The organism is Paraburkholderia lycopersici, assembly GCF_900096975.1.
Classification (GTDB): Bacteria; Pseudomonadota; Gammaproteobacteria; order Burkholderiales; family Burkholderiaceae; genus Paraburkholderia; species Paraburkholderia lycopersici.
The window spans coordinates 1-17,298 of the sequence record NZ_FMYQ01000048.1 but is presented as its reverse complement, the minus strand read 5'-3'; the positions used below and the strand labels follow the sequence as shown (position 1 = coordinate 17,298).

General features: G+C 64.0%; 13 protein-coding genes and 1 pseudogene. 8 read left to right on the top strand and 6 right to left on the bottom strand.

What is annotated here, in order from left to right; genetic code table 11:
* Positions 1-8: 8 nt before the first annotated feature.
* The 3 genes from BLU17_RS31050 to dbpA form a co-directional block, all read right to left on the bottom strand.
* Positions 9-743, bottom strand: a complete 735-nt coding sequence (locus BLU17_RS31050) for a DUF3348 domain-containing protein (RefSeq protein WP_245747102.1) — start codon at positions 741-743, stop codon at positions 9-11.
* Between the two features lie 192 nt (positions 744-935).
* Positions 936-1,586 (bottom strand): DsbA family oxidoreductase, encoded by a 651-nt coding sequence (locus tag BLU17_RS31045; protein ID WP_092006256.1) that lies wholly within the window; start codon positions 1,584-1,586, stop codon positions 936-938.
* A gap of 71 nt (positions 1,587-1,657) precedes the next feature.
* Positions 1,658-3,064 carry an ATP-dependent RNA helicase DbpA gene (dbpA, locus tag BLU17_RS31040; protein ID WP_092006253.1) on the bottom strand — a complete coding sequence of 469 codons (1,407 nt, stop codon included), beginning with the start codon at positions 3,062-3,064 and terminating at the stop codon, positions 1,658-1,660.
* 622 nt (positions 3,065-3,686) lie between these two features.
* On the opposite strand from dbpA, the gene BLU17_RS31035 reads away from it, so the two are divergent.
* Positions 3,687-4,841, top strand: a complete 1,155-nt coding sequence (locus tag BLU17_RS31035) for a porin (protein ID WP_092006250.1) — start codon at positions 3,687-3,689, stop codon at positions 4,839-4,841.
* 427 nt (positions 4,842-5,268) lie between these two features.
* Here BLU17_RS31035 and BLU17_RS34130 read toward each other — a convergent pair.
* From BLU17_RS34130 to BLU17_RS31020, 3 genes and pseudogenes are all read right to left on the bottom strand, one after another.
* Positions 5,269-5,625: pseudogene (locus BLU17_RS34130) on the bottom strand (MFS transporter); the annotation flags it as partial.
* Positions 5,626-5,738: 113 nt separating this feature from the next.
* Positions 5,739-6,548, bottom strand: coding sequence for a siderophore-interacting protein (locus BLU17_RS31025; RefSeq protein ID WP_092006247.1), 810 nt, complete (start codon positions 6,546-6,548; stop codon positions 5,739-5,741).
* Positions 6,549-6,629: 81 nt separating this feature from the next.
* On the bottom strand, positions 6,630-7,361 hold the full coding sequence (locus BLU17_RS31020; protein WP_092006244.1) for a PadR family transcriptional regulator: 732 nt from the start codon (positions 7,359-7,361) through the stop codon (positions 6,630-6,632).
* Positions 7,362-8,855: 1,494 nt separating this feature from the next.
* Here BLU17_RS31020 and BLU17_RS31015 point away from each other — a divergent pair.
* From BLU17_RS31015 to tssF (BLU17_RS30985), 7 genes are all read left to right on the top strand, one after another.
* Positions 8,856-9,542, top strand: a complete 687-nt coding sequence (locus BLU17_RS31015) for a TagK domain-containing protein (protein ID WP_092006241.1) — start codon at positions 8,856-8,858, stop codon at positions 9,540-9,542.
* Positions 9,539-10,396 (top strand): type VI secretion system accessory protein TagJ, encoded by an 858-nt coding sequence (locus BLU17_RS31010; RefSeq protein WP_092006239.1) that lies wholly within the window; start codon positions 9,539-9,541, stop codon positions 10,394-10,396. The genes BLU17_RS31015 and BLU17_RS31010 overlap by 4 nt, the downstream gene beginning before the upstream one ends.
* Positions 10,383-10,931, top strand: a complete 549-nt coding sequence (tssE, locus tag BLU17_RS31005) for a type VI secretion system baseplate subunit TssE (RefSeq protein WP_092006236.1) — start codon at positions 10,383-10,385, stop codon at positions 10,929-10,931. Before BLU17_RS31010 ends, tssE begins: the two co-directional genes overlap by 14 nt.
* Positions 10,932-10,956: 25 nt before the next feature.
* A complete protein-coding gene (tssF, locus tag BLU17_RS31000) occupies positions 10,957-12,852 on the top strand; it encodes a type VI secretion system baseplate subunit TssF (RefSeq protein WP_092006234.1) in 1,896 nt (631 codons plus the stop codon).
* Positions 12,849-13,916 carry a type VI secretion system baseplate subunit TssG gene (tssG, locus tag BLU17_RS30995; RefSeq protein ID WP_092006231.1) on the top strand — a complete coding sequence of 356 codons (1,068 nt, stop codon included), beginning with the start codon at positions 12,849-12,851 and terminating at the stop codon, positions 13,914-13,916. Before tssF (BLU17_RS31000) ends, tssG begins: the two co-directional genes overlap by 4 nt.
* An 89-nt stretch (positions 13,917-14,005) precedes the next feature.
* Positions 14,006-15,037 carry a type VI secretion system ImpA family N-terminal domain-containing protein gene (locus BLU17_RS30990; RefSeq protein WP_176929251.1) on the top strand — a complete coding sequence of 344 codons (1,032 nt, stop codon included), beginning with the start codon at positions 14,006-14,008 and terminating at the stop codon, positions 15,035-15,037.
* Positions 15,038-15,191: 154 nt separating this feature from the next.
* Positions 15,192-17,108, top strand: coding sequence for a type VI secretion system baseplate subunit TssF (tssF, locus tag BLU17_RS30985; RefSeq protein ID WP_092006286.1), 1,917 nt, complete (start codon positions 15,192-15,194; stop codon positions 17,106-17,108).
* Positions 17,109-17,298 lie beyond the last annotated feature (190 nt).

Below are 17,298 nucleotides of genomic sequence, written 5' to 3'. Positions count from 1 at the left end.
CGTTTGGGTTAGCTGGTGCGAAGGGCGGCAAGCAGCCCTTCGACCGGTTGAAACCGGATCTCAAGTTCGGCGAGCAAAACGCTCTGCATATCGTTGCGAAAGCCGGCGAGCCATGCGTGCGGCGCGGCGCTTTCTTCGGCGGCTGCGAGGGTTTGCGCACCGGCAGCGCCCGCTGCCGCGCGCTGACGCTCGAAATGCGCGCCGAGCAGCGCGGGCACGCCGGCGAGCAGGCTGCGTTCGCGTGCGCCGAGTGCCTGTTCCATGACGGCGTCGACCGTCGCGAGGCGCGCGAGTGCGGGCGACCGGGCGGCCAGCATGGCGCGCAAACGGGCGCGCAGCGTGCCGATGTCCGTCTCCATCGCCTGCTGCAGGGCGAGGTAGCGCTGGCGGAAATCCGCGAAATCGGGTTCCACATCGACCGGCGCTTGCGGCCCGACGGCCTGCGTGCGTCGTCCGTCGCGCCGCGCGGGGGCGCCTTCGCCCGCAATGGCCCTCGTCAGCGCGGCGCGCACGCGCTCGCTGTGAGTTTGCGCGGCGCCCGCGCCCGCGCGCGTCGCCGGCTCGCCGCCCGGCGTTTGCACGCTGAGCGCCGTCGAGAGCGCGATGGCGTCCGTCCAGCCGAGCCATTGGCTCAGACGATCCGCGATGGACTGCCGGGATTCCTGCACCTCGGCGTCGCCGAGGCGGGCAAGTAAGCGAACGAGCGTGGGGCCGCTCAACGCGAGGCGTTGCGGGGCTAGCACTTTTCCACCTGGGCAAAAACCCGCTAGTTTACACGCCCGCGAGGGAGCGGCAGACATCTGCGTTTCGCCGGTTTCGAAACGGAGGCGAAGCGCGCCGCAATGCAGGCCGCGAGGCAAGCGGGGAAGCCGTGCCCGGACATTCGGGCGTTCCCCACGCGATCGTCCGCGCCGCGCGCCGGCGCTTCCCGGGTCTCAGGCCTTGCCGTCCTCGGCCAGGATTTGCTGGATGGCCTGCTCGAAGGTGTCGACGGGCTGGCCGCCATTCACGAGATAGCGCTCGTTGAAGATGATCGCGGGCACCGACTGGATGCCCGCCGCCTGGTATTCGTGCTCTTCGGCGCGCACGTCGTCGGCGTACTGGCCGCTCGCGAGCACCTCGCGCGCCTTGTCCGCGTCGAGGCCCACGGACTGCGCCGCCTCGACGAGCACCGCGTGGTCGCTCGTGTCCTTGCCCTCGCCGTGATAGGCGCGCAACAGCGCGAGCTTGAGCGGCAGCTGCTTGCCCTCGATGCCGGCCCAGTGCAGCAGGCGATGCGCGTCGAACGTGTTGTAGACGCGCTCGCGCGGGCCGAACGCAAAGCCGACGCTCGCGCCGCGCTCGCGGATCATGGCCTGCGTCTGCCCGATCTGCTCGGGCGTGCGGCCATACTTCCTGCCGAGATACTCGACCGCGGACTCGCCGCCCGGGCCCATCTGCGGATTGAGCTCGAAGGGATGCACGACGATCTGGGCGTCGATGGTGTCGCGCAGACGCTCGAGCGCGAGAGTGAGCGACGAAAGGCCGATCGCGCACCATGGGCACGCGATGTCGGAGACGAAATCGATTCTGAGCGGTTGTTTCATGGCTTTCCTGAGACGGTTGACAGGTGGCGCAATGCACCGAGGCTGCGCAAGCCGCGTGCGCGCCCGTCCGCTTATTCGTCCATCATGCGGGCCTTGACCTTCTTGCCCTTGACCTTGCCCGCGTTGAGCTTGCGCAGCGCGTCGCGCGCGATGCTGCGCTCCACGGCCACATAGGTCGAGAAGTCGGTCACGTTGATCTTGCCGATCTGCGAGCCGCTGAAGCCCGCTTCGCCGGTCAGCGCGCCCAGCACGTCGCCGGGGCGGATCTTTTCCTTGCGGCCGCCGAGGATCTGCAGCGTTTCCATCGGCGGCAGCAGCGGCTCGCTGCTGGCGGGCTTGAGCTCCACGAGCGGGCGCCATTCGACTTCGCGATCGAGCGCCCGCTCGATGCCGCCCACGCGGCCCATTTCGTCCATGCTCGCGAGGCTGAGTGCCCAGCCGTCCTGGTCGGCGCGGCCCGTGCGGCCGATGCGGTGCACGTACACCTCCGGATCGGGCGTCACATCGACGTTGATCACGGCTTCGAGTTGCGCGATGTCGAGGCCGCGCGCGGCCACGTCGGTCGCGACCAGCACCGAGCAACTGCGGTTGGCGAACTGGATCAGCACCTGGTCGCGCTCGCGCTGGTCGAGCTCGCCGTGCAGCGCGAGCGCGTGAAAGCCCTGCGCGCGCAGCACGTCGAGCAGGTCGCGGCATTGCTGCTTCGTGTTGCAGAACGCGAGCGTGCTCACGGGACGATAGTGGTTGAGCAGCATGCCCACGGCGTGCAGGCGCTCGTTTTCCGCGACTTCGTAAAAACGCTGGCGGATCTTGCTGTCGTCGTGATGTTCCTGCAGTTTGACTTCTTTCGGATGACGAAGGAACTGCTGGCTCAGCTTGGCGATGCCTTCCGGGTAGGTCGCCGAAAACAGCAGCGTCTGACGCTCCTTGGGGCACTGGCGCGCGACGGTGGCGATGTCCTCGAAGAAGCCCATGTCGAGCATGCGGTCGGCTTCGTCGAGCACGAGCGTGTTGAGCGCGTCGAGCACGAGATTGCCGCGTTCCAGGTGGTCCATGATGCGGCCCGGCGTGCCGACCACGATGTGCGCGCCGTGCTCGAGGCTTGCCGCCTGCGGACGCATGGGCGTGCCGCCGCACAGCGTGAGCACCTTGATGTTTTCCTCGGCGCGCGCGAGGCGCCGGATCTCCTGCGCGACCTGGTCGGCCAGCTCGCGCGTGGGGCAGAGGATCATGGCCTGCACGTCCTGGCGGCGCGCGTCGAGACGCGAGAGCAGCGCGAGCGAGAACGCGGCGGTCTTGCCGCTGCCCGTTTTGGCTTGCGCGATCAGGTCGTGGCCCGCGAAGGCGATGGGCAGGCTCGCCGCCTGGATCGGCGTCATGTCGACGTAGCCTAGGCGGGTGAGATTGGCGAGCATGGCGGGAGCGAGCGGCAAATCGCTAAAGGGCGTGGCGGGCGTTGCAGTGGCTTTGTTTGTCATGACGGGGGCTCGCGCCGGACGGGTGAGGGCGACGCGGCCGTTCGCTAGAAGTGGCGTCGATGCGGGTGATGCGGGCGCTGTAAAAACGCGCGTTCCGGGATTTTAACGGATGCGCGCGCTCGCGCCCGTACGCGTGCCGCGCGAGCGGAAATCGGTGAGGCGGTCGCGGGCGCGTTCGTCGTGCGGGCGATAATCGTAATTCGAGGCGCACATAATCGCGTGGCTAATGAAGCCGTGTGAAAGCCGCGTGCCGGCCATTTTGCGCGGCGAGCCGCAATTGGACCAGGGCGGCGATCCTGAGTTTCATCGGGTCGAGAAAAATTAATGCGCGGAATCATCGATCAATTAATCCACTTTTGACAATAATCGATTTTCGTGCGATTTGGCCGTCGCGTGGTTGCCACACTGGCTTTCGTCAAGGCGCTGGATGGATTTAAAAAAATCCTTATGCGACAGTTATTTATCAGACTTAAGCCCGATATTTCCAGATTTCGCAAATATCTCTTACAACGTTCGGGCCCGCGATTTAATGTCTTTGCCACGTAGACTTCGGCCGGGATTGCCGGGGCGGCTCCAATACCCGGAGCCGCTTCAGCGCGGTCTGAATGTCATAAGGAAAGTCATGAAGAACACTTTGATTATCGCGGGCGTCCTCGGCGCATTCGCAGCCTCGGCTCAAGCACAAAGCAGCGTTACTCTTTACGGCGCACTGGATGCGGGTATCGTCTACGCGAACAATGCAGGCGGCCACGCCGCATGGAACCAGGGTAGCGGCAGCGTCGGCGACACGTACTTCGGCCTGAAGGGCAGCGAAGACCTGGGCGGCGGTTTGCATGCGATTTTCACGTTGGAAAACGGCTTCAACCTGAATAACGGCAAGGACACCGAAAGCGGCACGATGTTCAACCGTCAGGCGTTCGTCGGTCTGCAAAGCGACCGCTTCGGCACGCTGACGCTCGGCCGCCAGTATGACTCGATGGTCGATTACCTCGGCCCGCTCTCGGAAGCAGGCGCTGGCTACGGCAACAACCTGGCCGCTCACCCGTTCGACAACGACAACCTCGACCACTCGTTCTCGATCAAGAACTCGGTCAAGTACCAGAGCGTCAACTACGCCGGCTTCAAGTTCGGCGGCCTGTACGGCTTCAGCAACGACGCTGGCCAGTTCGCGAACAACCGCGCATGGAGCGCAGGCGCTTCGTACGGCAACGGCCCGCTGAACTTTGCAGCGGCCTACCTGCAGATGAACAACACGCGCGGCGGCAACAGCAACGGCGCGAACTCGGCTGCGAGCGGCAACAACTTCAACCTCTCGGCTGAAACGCAACGCACGTTCGGCGCAGGCGTGAACTACAACTACGGCCCGGCAACGGTCGCCTTCGTGTGGACGCACACGCAGTACGAAAACCTGATCGCCGGCGGCCAGGGCGGCAGCACGTTCTCGATCCCGTCGAACTCGAATCTGCGCCTCGACAACTTCGAGCTGAACGGCGCCTACGCGCTGACGCCGGCCCTCGTCCTGAACGCGTCGTACACGTATACGGACGGCAAGGTCACGGGTTCGAACGGCTCGGGCGATCCGAAGTGGCACACCGTCTCGCTGACGGCTGACTACTCGCTGTCGAAGCGTACCGACGTGTACGCTGGCGCCGTGTACCAGCACGCTTCGGGCGAGCTCGGCGACGCCGGCGCGAACGTCGCGATGATCAACACGCTGTCGCCGTCGACCTCGCAGAACCAGGTCGCCGCAACGGTGGGCATGCGTCACCGCTTCTAAGCTTCTTTCGGTCGCTGCCTCGCGCAGCGACCGAAGCGCGGGCACCCGATCGGCCGGTCGGATCACGCGCTTCACGCGGGCGAGACCCGCGTATTCATCCGCTTTCTATCCGAAGAAGCACGACCGGTTCGCAGGCATCGCGCGCTCATGAGGCGCGCGATGCCTGCGAACCGGTTTTTCTTTTGCGGTCCGTGTCCGGACAGTCCATCCCTCAGGACTTCGCCGTCGCCGGCGCACCGGCGCCATGCTCGTGCGACGTGCCCTTCACCCGCGGCACCGTCGCGCACGTGAGCGTCGCAGCAATCCAGCCGTTTTCTCCGAAGCTCGCGATCGCGCCGTTCGCGCCACGCGTGAGCCACTGGCCGCCCAGCCCCACGCAATGCACATGCCGACGAGCGCCTGCCCCGCGCTGTCGGCGCTCAGGAGCGCGCCGCGCGGCGGGAATCCCGTCGCTGACGAGCGCCATCACAATCGAGCCGGGCATGCCGCCGGTGAGGCCCGCGAATGCGCGCGCCGCAAGCAGCAGATGAACGTTCGTGGCGAGCGCGAAGAGTGCTTGGGCGGCCTGCCGCAGGCGGCGGCCGATGCGGTCGATATATGTTGCGGCAAGGGGTTCCGATAAACCCGGGCAGAGCGAATACGCCGATATGGCTGTCGCCAACGCAGAGGGCGTGATCGCGAACGCGCGCATGATCTGCGGGCCGAGCGGCATCATCACCATGAAATCCATGATAACGGCGAGCTGCGTGAGCGCGAGCCGCCAGAACAGGGTGCGTTCGCGCAGCGGCGTGAGAGAGGGGGCATGTGTCGGCGCAACGCAGGGACTAGCCGGGAATCGGCCAAAAAAATGAGCCAAAATCGGGAAGGCGCGGCAGTGTCGCCGCGCCGGCAAGTCGATCAGTCGTCGATCGTTTCGTGGGCCGCCTGCGTGCCGTGCCGCCAGTAGGCGGATGCGCGGATGCGCGTCCTGGCCACGCCGCGCTCGTTGCACAAGTGAGCGCGCACCGCGCGGATCGCCGAAGCTTCGCCTGCGGCCCAGACATAGCCGTCGCCGGGCGGCAGCCAGACTTCGGATATGGCGTCCACGAGCGGCTGCGCCGATCCGCTTTCTTCGCGATAGCACCAGATGGCGTACAGATCGGCTTCGGTGGGCAGTTCGATGCGAGCCGCGCGGTTCGCCACTTCGACGACCACGGCCACGCGCGCGCTGGCCGGCAACTCGGCGAGGCGCCGCTGGATGGCGGGCAGCGCCGTTTCGTCGCCGATCAGCAGGTGCCAGTCGAATCCTGTGGGAATCACCATCGAGCCGCGCGGTCCGCCCACGCCGAGATACTGGCCGGGCCTGGCCTGCGCGGCCCACGCCGTGGCGGGGCCCGCCTCGTGCAGCACGAATTCGAGGTCGAGCTCGTTGGCGTGCGCATCGAAGCGACGCGGCGTGTAATCGCGCGCGGCGGGACGTTCGACACCCTCTGGGAACACGATGCCGTCCGGGCCGAAACTTGGCAGTACTGGCTTTTCCTCGCCCAAGGCGGGGAAGAACACCTTGACGTGATCGTCGAACGACGCCGAGACGAAGTCGCTCAGGTCGCCCGTGAGCGTCACGCGCACGAGCGCGGACGAGAGCGCCTCCACGCGCGCCACGCGCAACAGCCGGAATTTCAGCGGATGACGCACGCGGACGATTTCGAGTTGAGACGGTTTCTGCATGTATGGCTCCGATGTCGGGGTGGCGCGGCGTGGACTGCCGCTGGCGCATGGCGAAGGGAAACGGCGTGTCTAAGCGGCGTGTCAAATGCCGCCGTTTTCGATTTCCTCTGTCGCGCGCGCTAGGATCGCGGCGATGCGGCGCTGTTCTTCGGGCGAGACGTCGGTACGTCGCAGCAGCGCGTGCTTGAGCGCGCGGCGCGCCTCGATCAGCTCGCGCACCCAGCCGGTGCCTTCGGCGGGATCTTCGCCGGCCATCGCGCGGCGCATGACTTCCATCTTGCGGCCGAAGTGCGTGAGCTTTGCGAGAATCAGGTCAGCGCGTTCGCGGTTGGCTTCGAGGTATGCGCGGCCTTCGGGCGAAAGCTCATAGCGCTTGCGGTTGCCTTCGAGCGTCACGCTGACGTAGCCGAGTTCCTCCAGATACGTGAGGGCCGGGTAGACCATGCCGGGACTCGGGCTGTAGAAGCCGTTCGAGCGCGCGTCGAGCGCCTTGATGAGTTCGTAGCCGTGGCTCGGGCGCTCGGCGAGCAGCACGAGCAGCATGAGCTGCAGGTCTTCGGACGTGAACTTGCGGCCGCGGCCAAAACCGTCGTTGTCGCCAAAACCGCCGAAGCCGCGGCCGAAACCTCCGCCGAAGCGGTCACCGAAGTCGCCGGGGCCTTCGCCGCCGCGGTGGCGGCCCATGGCGTGGCGCAGCGCGTGAAGCGCGCGCAGGGCCGGATGGCGGCCGCCGAAGATGTCGCGCGGATCTCGCGGTGTGTCGCCGTGGCGGCCGGAACGATCGAAATGGGAAAAATGGGAATGGTGGCGCATGGGGCCTCCTTGTCGCTGGGGTAACTTAAAACATGTCGTAAGATATATATCGTAAGAGTGTTTGTCAAAGATTTTTTGGGGGCTATGGGGCAGGCCACGAAGTCCGCGATTTTCGGCAAGTCCGTCGTGCGCTCGAAAACCCAGTGAAATATCGCGATATGGGCTGGTGGTGACTCGCGAGCTGCGCCGGCTGATGAATGCCCCCGATAAGCGTTCCACAACGAAATTCACCGGACCTCCCGTGCGGCCGACGAGTTTCTTCGCTGACCACGGCCGCTGCGGCAGAGCCGGCGCCTCGAGGCGCTTCGAACGGCGATGTTTTTGCGCGTCTCCCGAACAGCTATTCGATTGTCATCATCGAGCCTGGAGGCTCGTGAACTCCGCAGAAGTACGACGCGGCGACGAATACAGGACGTTCCGCTCGTTTCGGCCTTCTCTTGCATGGAGGCCTGCGATGCTTCCTCAGGTGAGGGCAAACCGTAACGAGTGCTTCTGCAAGGATGGGTGCATGGCTGGCGCTGGTGCGAGACGAAAAAGAACACCACTCAAAATATAAACGGTAGTAGGCGAGATATTTAGGATGGCGATATAAATAAAAATTTCTCGGCTTTTTCGTGGGTTGTTATTTGCGTCCGTGATGTAAATAAACGGAACATGCCAAAATTGGTGGCGCCAGAAATTCGGATCGAAAATCAATCATTAAATCTTTGAGCGAACCTTGCGGCCTTGGATAGAGAGCGAAGCCATTGTGGCAGCGAGCCGGAACCGGCCGCCAGCATGGCTGACAGGCATTTGTTCGTGCTGTCGGCCCGTCAACAGGTGTTTTCGCGAAGGCGGCAATATGGAAAACCGGACACGCCGCAATTCGGGCATCGTCACGAGAGCTACCAGTAGCCAGGCGCTGCGAGTACGCTGTTCATTCATGCCCGGAGATGACCCAGACGCGCGCTCGAATTTCTTGTCGACGTGGTGCGAAAAGTCCATGATGCAGTTCGCACCAGCGGACAACGTGGCGAGAGCACGTGCCATGTTGCGAGTGTTATCCGCCAGGCTTGGAGAATAGTGAATGACGGGAAATCGTCATGTGGCTTTTCCAGGCTTGTCGCGAACTTCATCATTCCCGATGCACCGCCGTCACTGCCGGAAGACCTTACTGCGCTGATCAATTTACAGGTCCCACTTTCATTCCGGATGCCACGCTCGCTGGCGTTTTATAAAAACGATATCTAATAAATAAGATATCTATATATCAAAATTGATTGCGCACATGGCGGCGATGTTTACAGAATTTCTTACGCGAATGAAGATAGGATAAATTCTAATTTTATAAAAAATTTACATTTTCGATATTGGATTTTGTTTTGAGATGTTGACAAATATTTAAGGATCGTGAGTTTTTAGAAAATCAAATCAAGATAACGAGATCGGAGTGGACGGATTGGAGTTTGCCGTGTTTAAAATGCGCGTCCCAACGCATATTCAGGTCACTGTCTCATGCATCTCTTCCGCCTTCTTCGCCGTCGTGAATCGTCCGTGACACGTGCCGAACCCGGAGCGCTCCCTGCTCAGGATATCGTCGGGCATACGGGCACGGGCATGCCGGACGCGGATAACGCAGACAACGACACACTGGCGACGTTTACGGAGCATCAGCCGGAGGGAGACCTTCGGGGCAGTGAAGCCATCTTTGCTCTCCTTGGATCACGTCTGGTGCTGGAGCAGGATTCTTCGAGGCCGGCGCGCGTTGACGCGGACAACCTGCTATCCAGTCTACATAGACAGTACTGCCAGGCACTGGACAATCCTCCTGGAACGGTGGGCGGACCCGAATGGGAGTCCCCGTCCGGGTCGCCAGGCCGGCGCGCAGGTGGCGAGTCGGACCTGCCTGCCTGTCCGCATCTTCACAACGCTGGTCAGGATTCGATCGAGGCGCTGCTGTCCGGCGCGCAACTGCTGGATCACGCATTTGGCCCGCTGCGCGAGAGCGATCTCGGGAACCTGCCCGAATCCGAGCCTGTGCCAGAGATCCTGCGCGTCTTTGCCCCGCCGGAATATCTGGCTTCGGCTTTCCGTTCGGTGGCGGCGCTGCCGCCCACGCTCACGCGCCGCGAGCATCATTCACCCGGTATCGACAGTCCGCTACCCATGCCGGAAGTGACCTTGACAGGGAATTCGCCATGACGATGTCGCTGGATACACGCCTCGATGACATGCAGGGCATGATCCGCCGGGAGCCTGCCGTTGCGGGTCACCGTTGGGCCTTGTTTCAGCTGCTCTGTGTAACGGAGCAGTGGGAACGGGCGATCCAGCAACTGCAGGTCTTCGCGCAACTGAACCCGCAGCAGGCACAGGCCGCGCAGGCATACCGGGAACTTATCCGGGCCGAACGTTGGCGCGCGAAGGTCATGAGTGGACTCGCGCAACCGGGCTTTGTTGTCGATCCCCCGTCGTGGATAGAGAGCCTCGCCGAGGCGCTGCGCCTGACGGCGGCTGGCCAGGCGGGGGTCGCAGACACCGTGCGGGAGGCGGCGCTGGATCAGGCGCCATTGGTGAGCGGCAGTGGCGCAGCCCGGTCGTTTGAGTGGATCGCCGACAGCGATTCGCGTCTCGGGCCGGTCTGCGAAGTCATCACGGCAGGCCGCTACCGCTGGCTGCCTTTCTCCGATATCGCGGGTTGGGAAATCGGGCGTCCGGCGACGCTCGTCGACCTGGTATGGGCTCCGTGCTCGCTCACACTTGTCGATGGGACGAAGGCGCGGGGATTCATGCCCGCGCGATTTCCCGCGGTCACAGGGGCCGTCCACGACTGCGCCGCGCTGGATGCATTGCGCCTGGGCAACACGACGGTCTGGACGGAGTCCGGCCGTACCGGTGTGATCGCACAGGGTCGCAAAACATGGGCAACCAGCAGCGGCGATGTTGGCGTGTTCGAGCTGGATGTCTGCGCGTTTTCCGATGACGCGAACCGCGTGCTGGCCGACAGCATTGCCGGGAGTGCAACGCAGGGTGACGGAGGCATGGATGGAACGGCGTAAGCGCAAGACTGACGCAGCACCGGCTGCGGCTCCCCGGCGAGCGAATGCCTGGTTGATGCCCACGCTGCTGGACCGCCTGCGAGATGACGCACCGCACCGGCAGCACGAGGCCCCAGGCGAATACGCCGTGACGCGCGCGCAGATGCGCGACATCGTTCAGCGCGATCTGGCGTATCTGCTCAATACCATCAACATCGAGGAGCAGATTGACCGGGTGCGCTACCCACACATCGTGGCCTCGACGGTGAACTATGGCGTGCCGCCGCTTGCGGGCAAATTCATGGCGACGCGCCAATGGACGGATATCGAGACCATCATCAAGCGCGCGATCCGGGACTTCGAGCCCCGCCTCGTGCCGGACAGTGTCAGCGTATCGCCGTTACCGGACAGGGATGGCGAAGTCCAGTACAACGCCCTGGCGTTCGAAGTGCGCGGCCTGATCAGCATGGACCCCTATCCGATGGAATTCATGGTGCAGAGCTCGCTCGACCTTGAGACCAGTCAGCTCAACGTCAGCGGTGCGCGCGGCATCTGAACCACGTCGATTACGGGGCAAGACAATGGATCCACGGCTGCTCGACTATTCCAGTCAGGCATTGATCTACCTGCGCGAACTCGCGGCCGGGTTCGGGCGGCAGCATCCCGGTATCGCCGCGCGCCTGTGCACGCAGGCAGGTGAGGTGGCGGACCCTTATGTCGAGCGGCTGCTCGAGTCGTTTTGTTTCATGGCCTCTCGTGCGCAGATCAAGATGGACGCGGAGTTTCCAAAATTCGCGGAACGGCTGCTCGAAGTCGTCTACCCCAACTACGTGGCGCCGACGCCGTCCATGTCAGTCGCCCGGATCTATCCCAGCCCGACCGAAGGGAACCTGAAGAAAGGGTTCCATCTGCCGCGCGGCACGATCCTCAAGGCGCGCAAGCCCGCCGGGGAGAAAACCGCGTGCCGGTTCCGCACCGGGCTGGAGGTCACGCTGTATCCGCTGGGTATTTCCGGGGCGAAGCTCACCCCCGTTCCGTCAGACGTCGTCGGGCTCGACCGCTATGTCGCACAAGACCGGCAGGTGCGCGGCGCGCTGCGGGTCCGGTTGCGCACCACGAATGGGGTCCGGATATCGGATCTTGAGGGCCTTGACCGCCTTCCGGTCTATCTTGCGGGCGACGAGCAGGTCGCTTCGCACCTGTTTGAACTGCTGCACGTAGCCAACGTAGCCTCGCTTATCGGCGAGCCGGGCCAGTCGGGCGCAGCGTTCAAACCGCTTTCGGTGGTCACATCCAGCCCGGTTGCCCATGAAGGTCTCGGTGCCGACCAAGGGTTGTTGCCGCTCACGTGGTCAAAATTCCACGGGCACAATCTTCTGCACGAGTATTTTGCGTGCCCGGGTCGCTTCCATTTTTTTGCGCTGACGGGACTTGCCGAAGGATTCAGCCGTATCACCGGGGCTGAAGCCGAGGTGGTCGTGCTGCTGGACCAGCCCACCGACCGGCTCGCGAATCTCGTGGATGCGTCGCGGTTCGCGCTTTTCTGCACCCCCGTCATCAACCTGTTCGAGAAACGGACCGACCAGATCGAAATTGCGCAGGACGAAGTGGAGATTCGCCTCGTGCCGTCGAAACTGGAGCCGCTGGATTATGAGGTTTTCGCCATCCAGAGGATCTGCGGACAGAAGACATCGAGCTCGGCCGAACTGGAGTTCAGGCCACTGTTTCAGACACTGAACAATGATGGGGGCGGCAACTATGGGCGGTACTTTTCGAGCCGCCGCGAACGTCGCCTCGTGTCGGACGCCGGACGGCTCTACGGGACCCGCACGCCCTATGTCGGCACCGAGGTGTTCGTCTCCCTGGTCGATCAAACGGAAGCGCCCTACAGCGAGGAAATCCGCTATCTGTCGGCCGACGCATGGGTGACCAACCGCGATCTGCCATTGCTTGTACCCCGCAACGGCGTGAACGACCTCAACGGAAATGACGAAGAGGCCATCGAGTCGATCGGCCTGATCCGTCCTCCCAGTCCCCCGAGGCCGCCTTACGCGGAGCGGGAAATGGCCTGGCGCCTGATCCGGCAGCTGAACTTCAACTACCTGCCGTTCAGCGACATGGATCACCGCGAAGGCGGCCAGGGCCTGCGCGATCTGCTCGGCCTTTTCCTGTCGGGCGACGAGAACGGGTGCCGTCGTCAGGTCGATGCCCTGATCGGAGTGAAGACGCAACCCGTCAGCAGCGTGCTGCCGGGCAATGGCCCGCTCGTGTTCGGTCGCGGCATCGAGTGCATCCTCACGGTCGACGAGATGGGATTCTCCGGCGTGAGTCCTTACCTGTTTGGTCTGGTCATCGAGCACTACATGGCACGGCACGTGTCGATCAATTCGTTCACGCAGACCGAACTGCATTCGATGCAGCGGGGGCTGGTTGCCCGCTGGCCGGTGCGCATGGGCTCGCGCGGAGCGGCCCAATGAAGCGTGCTCCGTTCAAGGCGCTGGTGCGGGATATCGCTCTGTCGCGGTCGCTGCTCGACCATCTGCAGGCCGAGCCCTGGCGGTATGGTTTCCTTGCACTGATGCGGCGTATCGGTGCCAACCCGGCAATCGATCCTGTCGGTACAGCCCGGCTTCCGCAGGCCGAACCGTTCCGTCTTGGCCAGCAGCCGGGACTGGTCTTTGCGCCGCGCGAGATCGCGCGTGCCGGCGTGGCCCACGACCGACTGAAGATCCGCCTCTTCGGGCTCGGCATGCTCGGTCCCAATGGACCGCTCCCCATCCACATCACCGAGATCGCGCGCGAGCGCGAGGAGCATCGGCGTGACCCGACGCTGAGCAATTTTCTCGATGTCTTTCACCACCGGTATCTCACGCAGTTCTATCGGGCGTGGGCATCGGCGCAATCGGCAGCAGGCCTCGACCGCCCTGACAATGAGCGTTTCACGTTCTACATTGCGGGCCTCGCCGGCCACGAAGTCGGGGAAATCAGCACGGGGCCGCTGCCCGCCCACGCGAGGCTGTCCGCGGCTCCGCATCTCGTGCGCGAATCCCGCAATCCGGGGGGACTGGCCGCCACGCTCTCCCAATATTTCAGCGTGCCGGTGCATGTCGAGGAGTACGTATTTCACTGGCTCGATGTGGATCCCGGTGAGCAAAGCAGGCTGGGTGTACCTGGCGCGGGTTCGATCATGGCCGTGAACGCGATTCTCGGCGGGAAGATACCCGACCGCCAGTTTCGTTTTCGCATTGTCATCGGTCCGGTGGATATCGACGATTACCAGCGGTTCACGCCCCGCGGCGCGGATCTGCTGCGCCTGGTCGAATGGGTGCGGGCGTTCGTCGGCAGGGAAATCCACTGGGAACTCGAACTGAAGATCCGTCCACATAGCGTGCCGCCGGCCGTGATGGGTGGCCACCAGCAACTGGGCTGGTCGGGGTGGCTTGGGCAGTCGCCTTCGGCGGAGCCGGTCACAGGCATGCTCTTCGAGCCGGAGCGCTACGTGCCCCAGCTTAGACGGGGCGCCGAAGCCCGCGCTGCCTAACTGAAACAGGTCGAACCATGAGCACTAGACGAAAGAAGGATCCGCAGACGCAGAACCTCCCCCAGGGCCGCGGCGTCACGCACGACTGGATGGCGCCTGTTTCGGAAGAGGCGCCGTGTGGCGTCGATCTCGAATACGACCCGGAGTTCGTCGTCCTGAGCGCGAGCGTTGCCGCCAGGGCCGATGCGCAGTACGGCGATTTCGTGGGTACGCCGGAGCCCGTGAACTGGAGCGATGTGGACCGGGACTGCCGGCGCCTGATGATGCGCAGCAAGGACGTGCGTCTGGCTGTGCTCTTCACGCGCTGTCGCACGCGCCTTGCGGCAGCCGCGGGTCTCGCCGAAGGGTTGGGATTGCTGGCCGCGTGGCTGGCCGCATTCCCGGATCTGGTTCACCCGCAACCGGGTGTGGATGAGGATCGCACGGTGGCACTCGAGATCCGCATGAACGCCCTGCAGTCCCTGACCGACACCGATGGGCTCATCTCGGATCTGAGGGACCTCGCGTTGACACGCTCAACGGCGACACGGCTGCAGATGCGCGACGTCGAGCGTGCGTTCGCCCATCCCAGGCCGAGCGATGCGCTGGCCCCTGATTCCGTGATGCAGCAACTCGAGGAACTTCGCATGCGGCAGGCCTCCGTTCTTTCGGGATTTGATGAGGCGCTTGAAAACCTGACTGCGATTGAAGACTGGTGCCGCGAGCATCTGAGCGTTTTTGCACCTGACCTTACCGCACTCAGGCGGCTTTTGCGTCATGTTGCCGTTCCTCCCGGCAGCCGCACGAGAGATAACCGGCCAGAAGAAACGAGCGGGGCGCAGCAGGATAGTCCGGTTTCGGCTGTCCAGGCAGCATCCCCGGAAGCATTCGGCGAGCACGAGGAAACGCCGTTGCCAGAACCCATCAGCACCCGCATCGCCGCAACGGCTAACGATCGTCACGATGCACTCAACCTGATCCGCGAAGCGCGCCGGTGGTTTGAGCAGCACGAACCCAGCAGCCCCATTCCGGTCCTGCTCAGGCGTGCCGAACAGTTTGTCGGCAAGCGCTACGTCGATGTAGTCAATGCGATCCCGGCCGAACTGCTGGCCCAGTGGGAAAACGGCGGGGATGACGAATGACAGGTGGCCGTTAAGTACCGTTAAATTCTCATCCTGAAAATTGCCCCCGTCCGTGGCAGATGCTGGAACCGGGATGGCCAAAGGTTGTGCGCGCAACATGGCACGTCGTTTGGCAGGACAGGACAAGACCCGGCAGACGAACGAAACGAACGACATGACGAAGTCGCATCAACCACCCGCAGACCCGGAACTGCTCGACTACTACACGCGCGAGTTGCTGTACACGACTGCGCTGGCGCAGGAGTTCGCCGCGCAGCATCCGAAGATCGCGGCGCGTCTGGGCATGCAGGCGGGCGAGATTGGCGACCCCTATGTCGAGCGGCTGGTTCAGGGGTCGTCTTTCATGACGGCGCGCACGCAGATGCGTCTCGATGCGGCGTTTCCCGAACTGATGCAGCCGATGCTGGAATCGGTCTATCCGAACTACGTCCGGCAGACCCCTTCTATTGGGGTGGCCCGTCTGTACCCGGGGCACGAAAGCGGTCATCTTGGCCAGGGGTTTCTCATCCCGCGCGGCACCGCTTTCACCTCGCGCACGCCCGCAGGCGAGAAAACACCGTGCGTATTGCGCAGCAGTCAGGACGTAACCGTCTATCCGCTGAGGATCAGGCTCGCGCGGGTCACGCTGATTCCGCCGGACATTCCTTTCCTTGACCAGTACGTGCCGGACGGGCAGCGCGTGCAGGGTGCTGTGCGCCTCACACTTGAGACGACCAACGGTACGTCCATCGCGAGCCTGGAGGGGTTGGACCGGCTGCCCCTGTATCTCGCCGGAGACGAACGGATTGCCTCGCATCTGTTCGAGCTGATCCACTCGGCCGGTATAGCCAGCGTCATGGCGGCGCCCGGCCGGTTTGCGGAGGGGCCGCTATACGGGGTCACGCGCGGCGCGGTCGCCCACGAAGGCCTTGCTCCGGATCAGGCGGTGCTGCCCGATGTCCCGCGCAGGCTGCACGGACACGGCCTCGTGCAGGAATATTTCGCATGTCCGGCACGCTTCTGGTTTTTCGCGCTGACGGGGCTTGGCCAGGGGCTGCAGACCATCGAGGGCAACGAGGTCGAGATCGCCATCCTGCTCAGCAGGGCGCCAGGGGCGCTGGCCGACACGGTGGATGCGTCGCATTTTGCGCTCTTCTGCACGCCGGTCGTCAACCTGTTTCCGTTCCGCACGAAGAACCTCGAAATCGACCCGGATGAAGCTGAGAACCGGCTCGTGCCGGTTCCCGACGCGCCGGCAGACTTCGACCTGCGCTCCGTCGATATGGCGCACGGCCAGGTTGCCGAGGAAGGCAATGACGAGGTGAAGTTCGCGCCACGGGAACGGCCGTCCGGCGCAGGCGCCTCCAGTGAGGGCAATTATTTCAGCCTGCGCCGCCGGGCGAATCTGGTCCAGGGGGGCGGGCGGCAGTACGGTACGCGTCGCCCCTTCACCGAGACGCAGACCTTCATTTCGCTCGTGGACGGGCAGGACCGGCCCCATGATGGCGGCATCCGTTTCCTGTCGCTCGAAGCATGGCTGACCAACCGGGATCTGCCATCGCTGCTCGAATGCGGCGGCCGCCACGATCTCACGCTCGCCGGATCGAAGCCGGTGGTCAGCGTCGGCTTTGTGCGCGCGCCGTCTGCGCCGAAACCGCCGCTTGCGCGCGGTGACCAGGCCTGGCAACTGATGGGGCAACTGAAGCTCGACTACCAGATGTTCGACGACAGCGAGGGGGAGCCCCATCCGGGCGAAGGGGTACGCCGCCGCCTGCGCCTGTACGTGACCCCGGACGCGGGCGCGCTCGCACGTCAGGTCGAAAGCCTTGTGAGCGCCACGGCCACGCCCGTGAACGACATGCTGCCGCCAGGCAACGGGGGCCCGGTATTCGGACGGGGCATCCGGTGCGACTTCACCTTCGATGAAAGCGGGCTGGACGGGGTGAGTCCCTACACGCTCGCGCTGGTGCTGGAGCACTACGTTGCACGGCATGTCTCGATGCACTCGTTCACGAAGACCGTGGTGCACACGAAGCAGCGCGGCCGGATCGCGCAGTGGCCGCCGCGCGCCGGTATGCGCGACATTTCCTGATCCCCTTTCGCCGGCATTTCACGGAGTGACCCATGTCCTGGCTTGACCAACCCCGCACGCTGGAGATTGCCGGCGCGGCCCTGCCGAAGTGGCGCGACGAATGCCTCTTCACCGTGTCGCGCCTGACGGGCATCGAGAAACTCGGCAGGCTCTACGACTACACCGTCGAAATCGCGACGAAGGACGACAT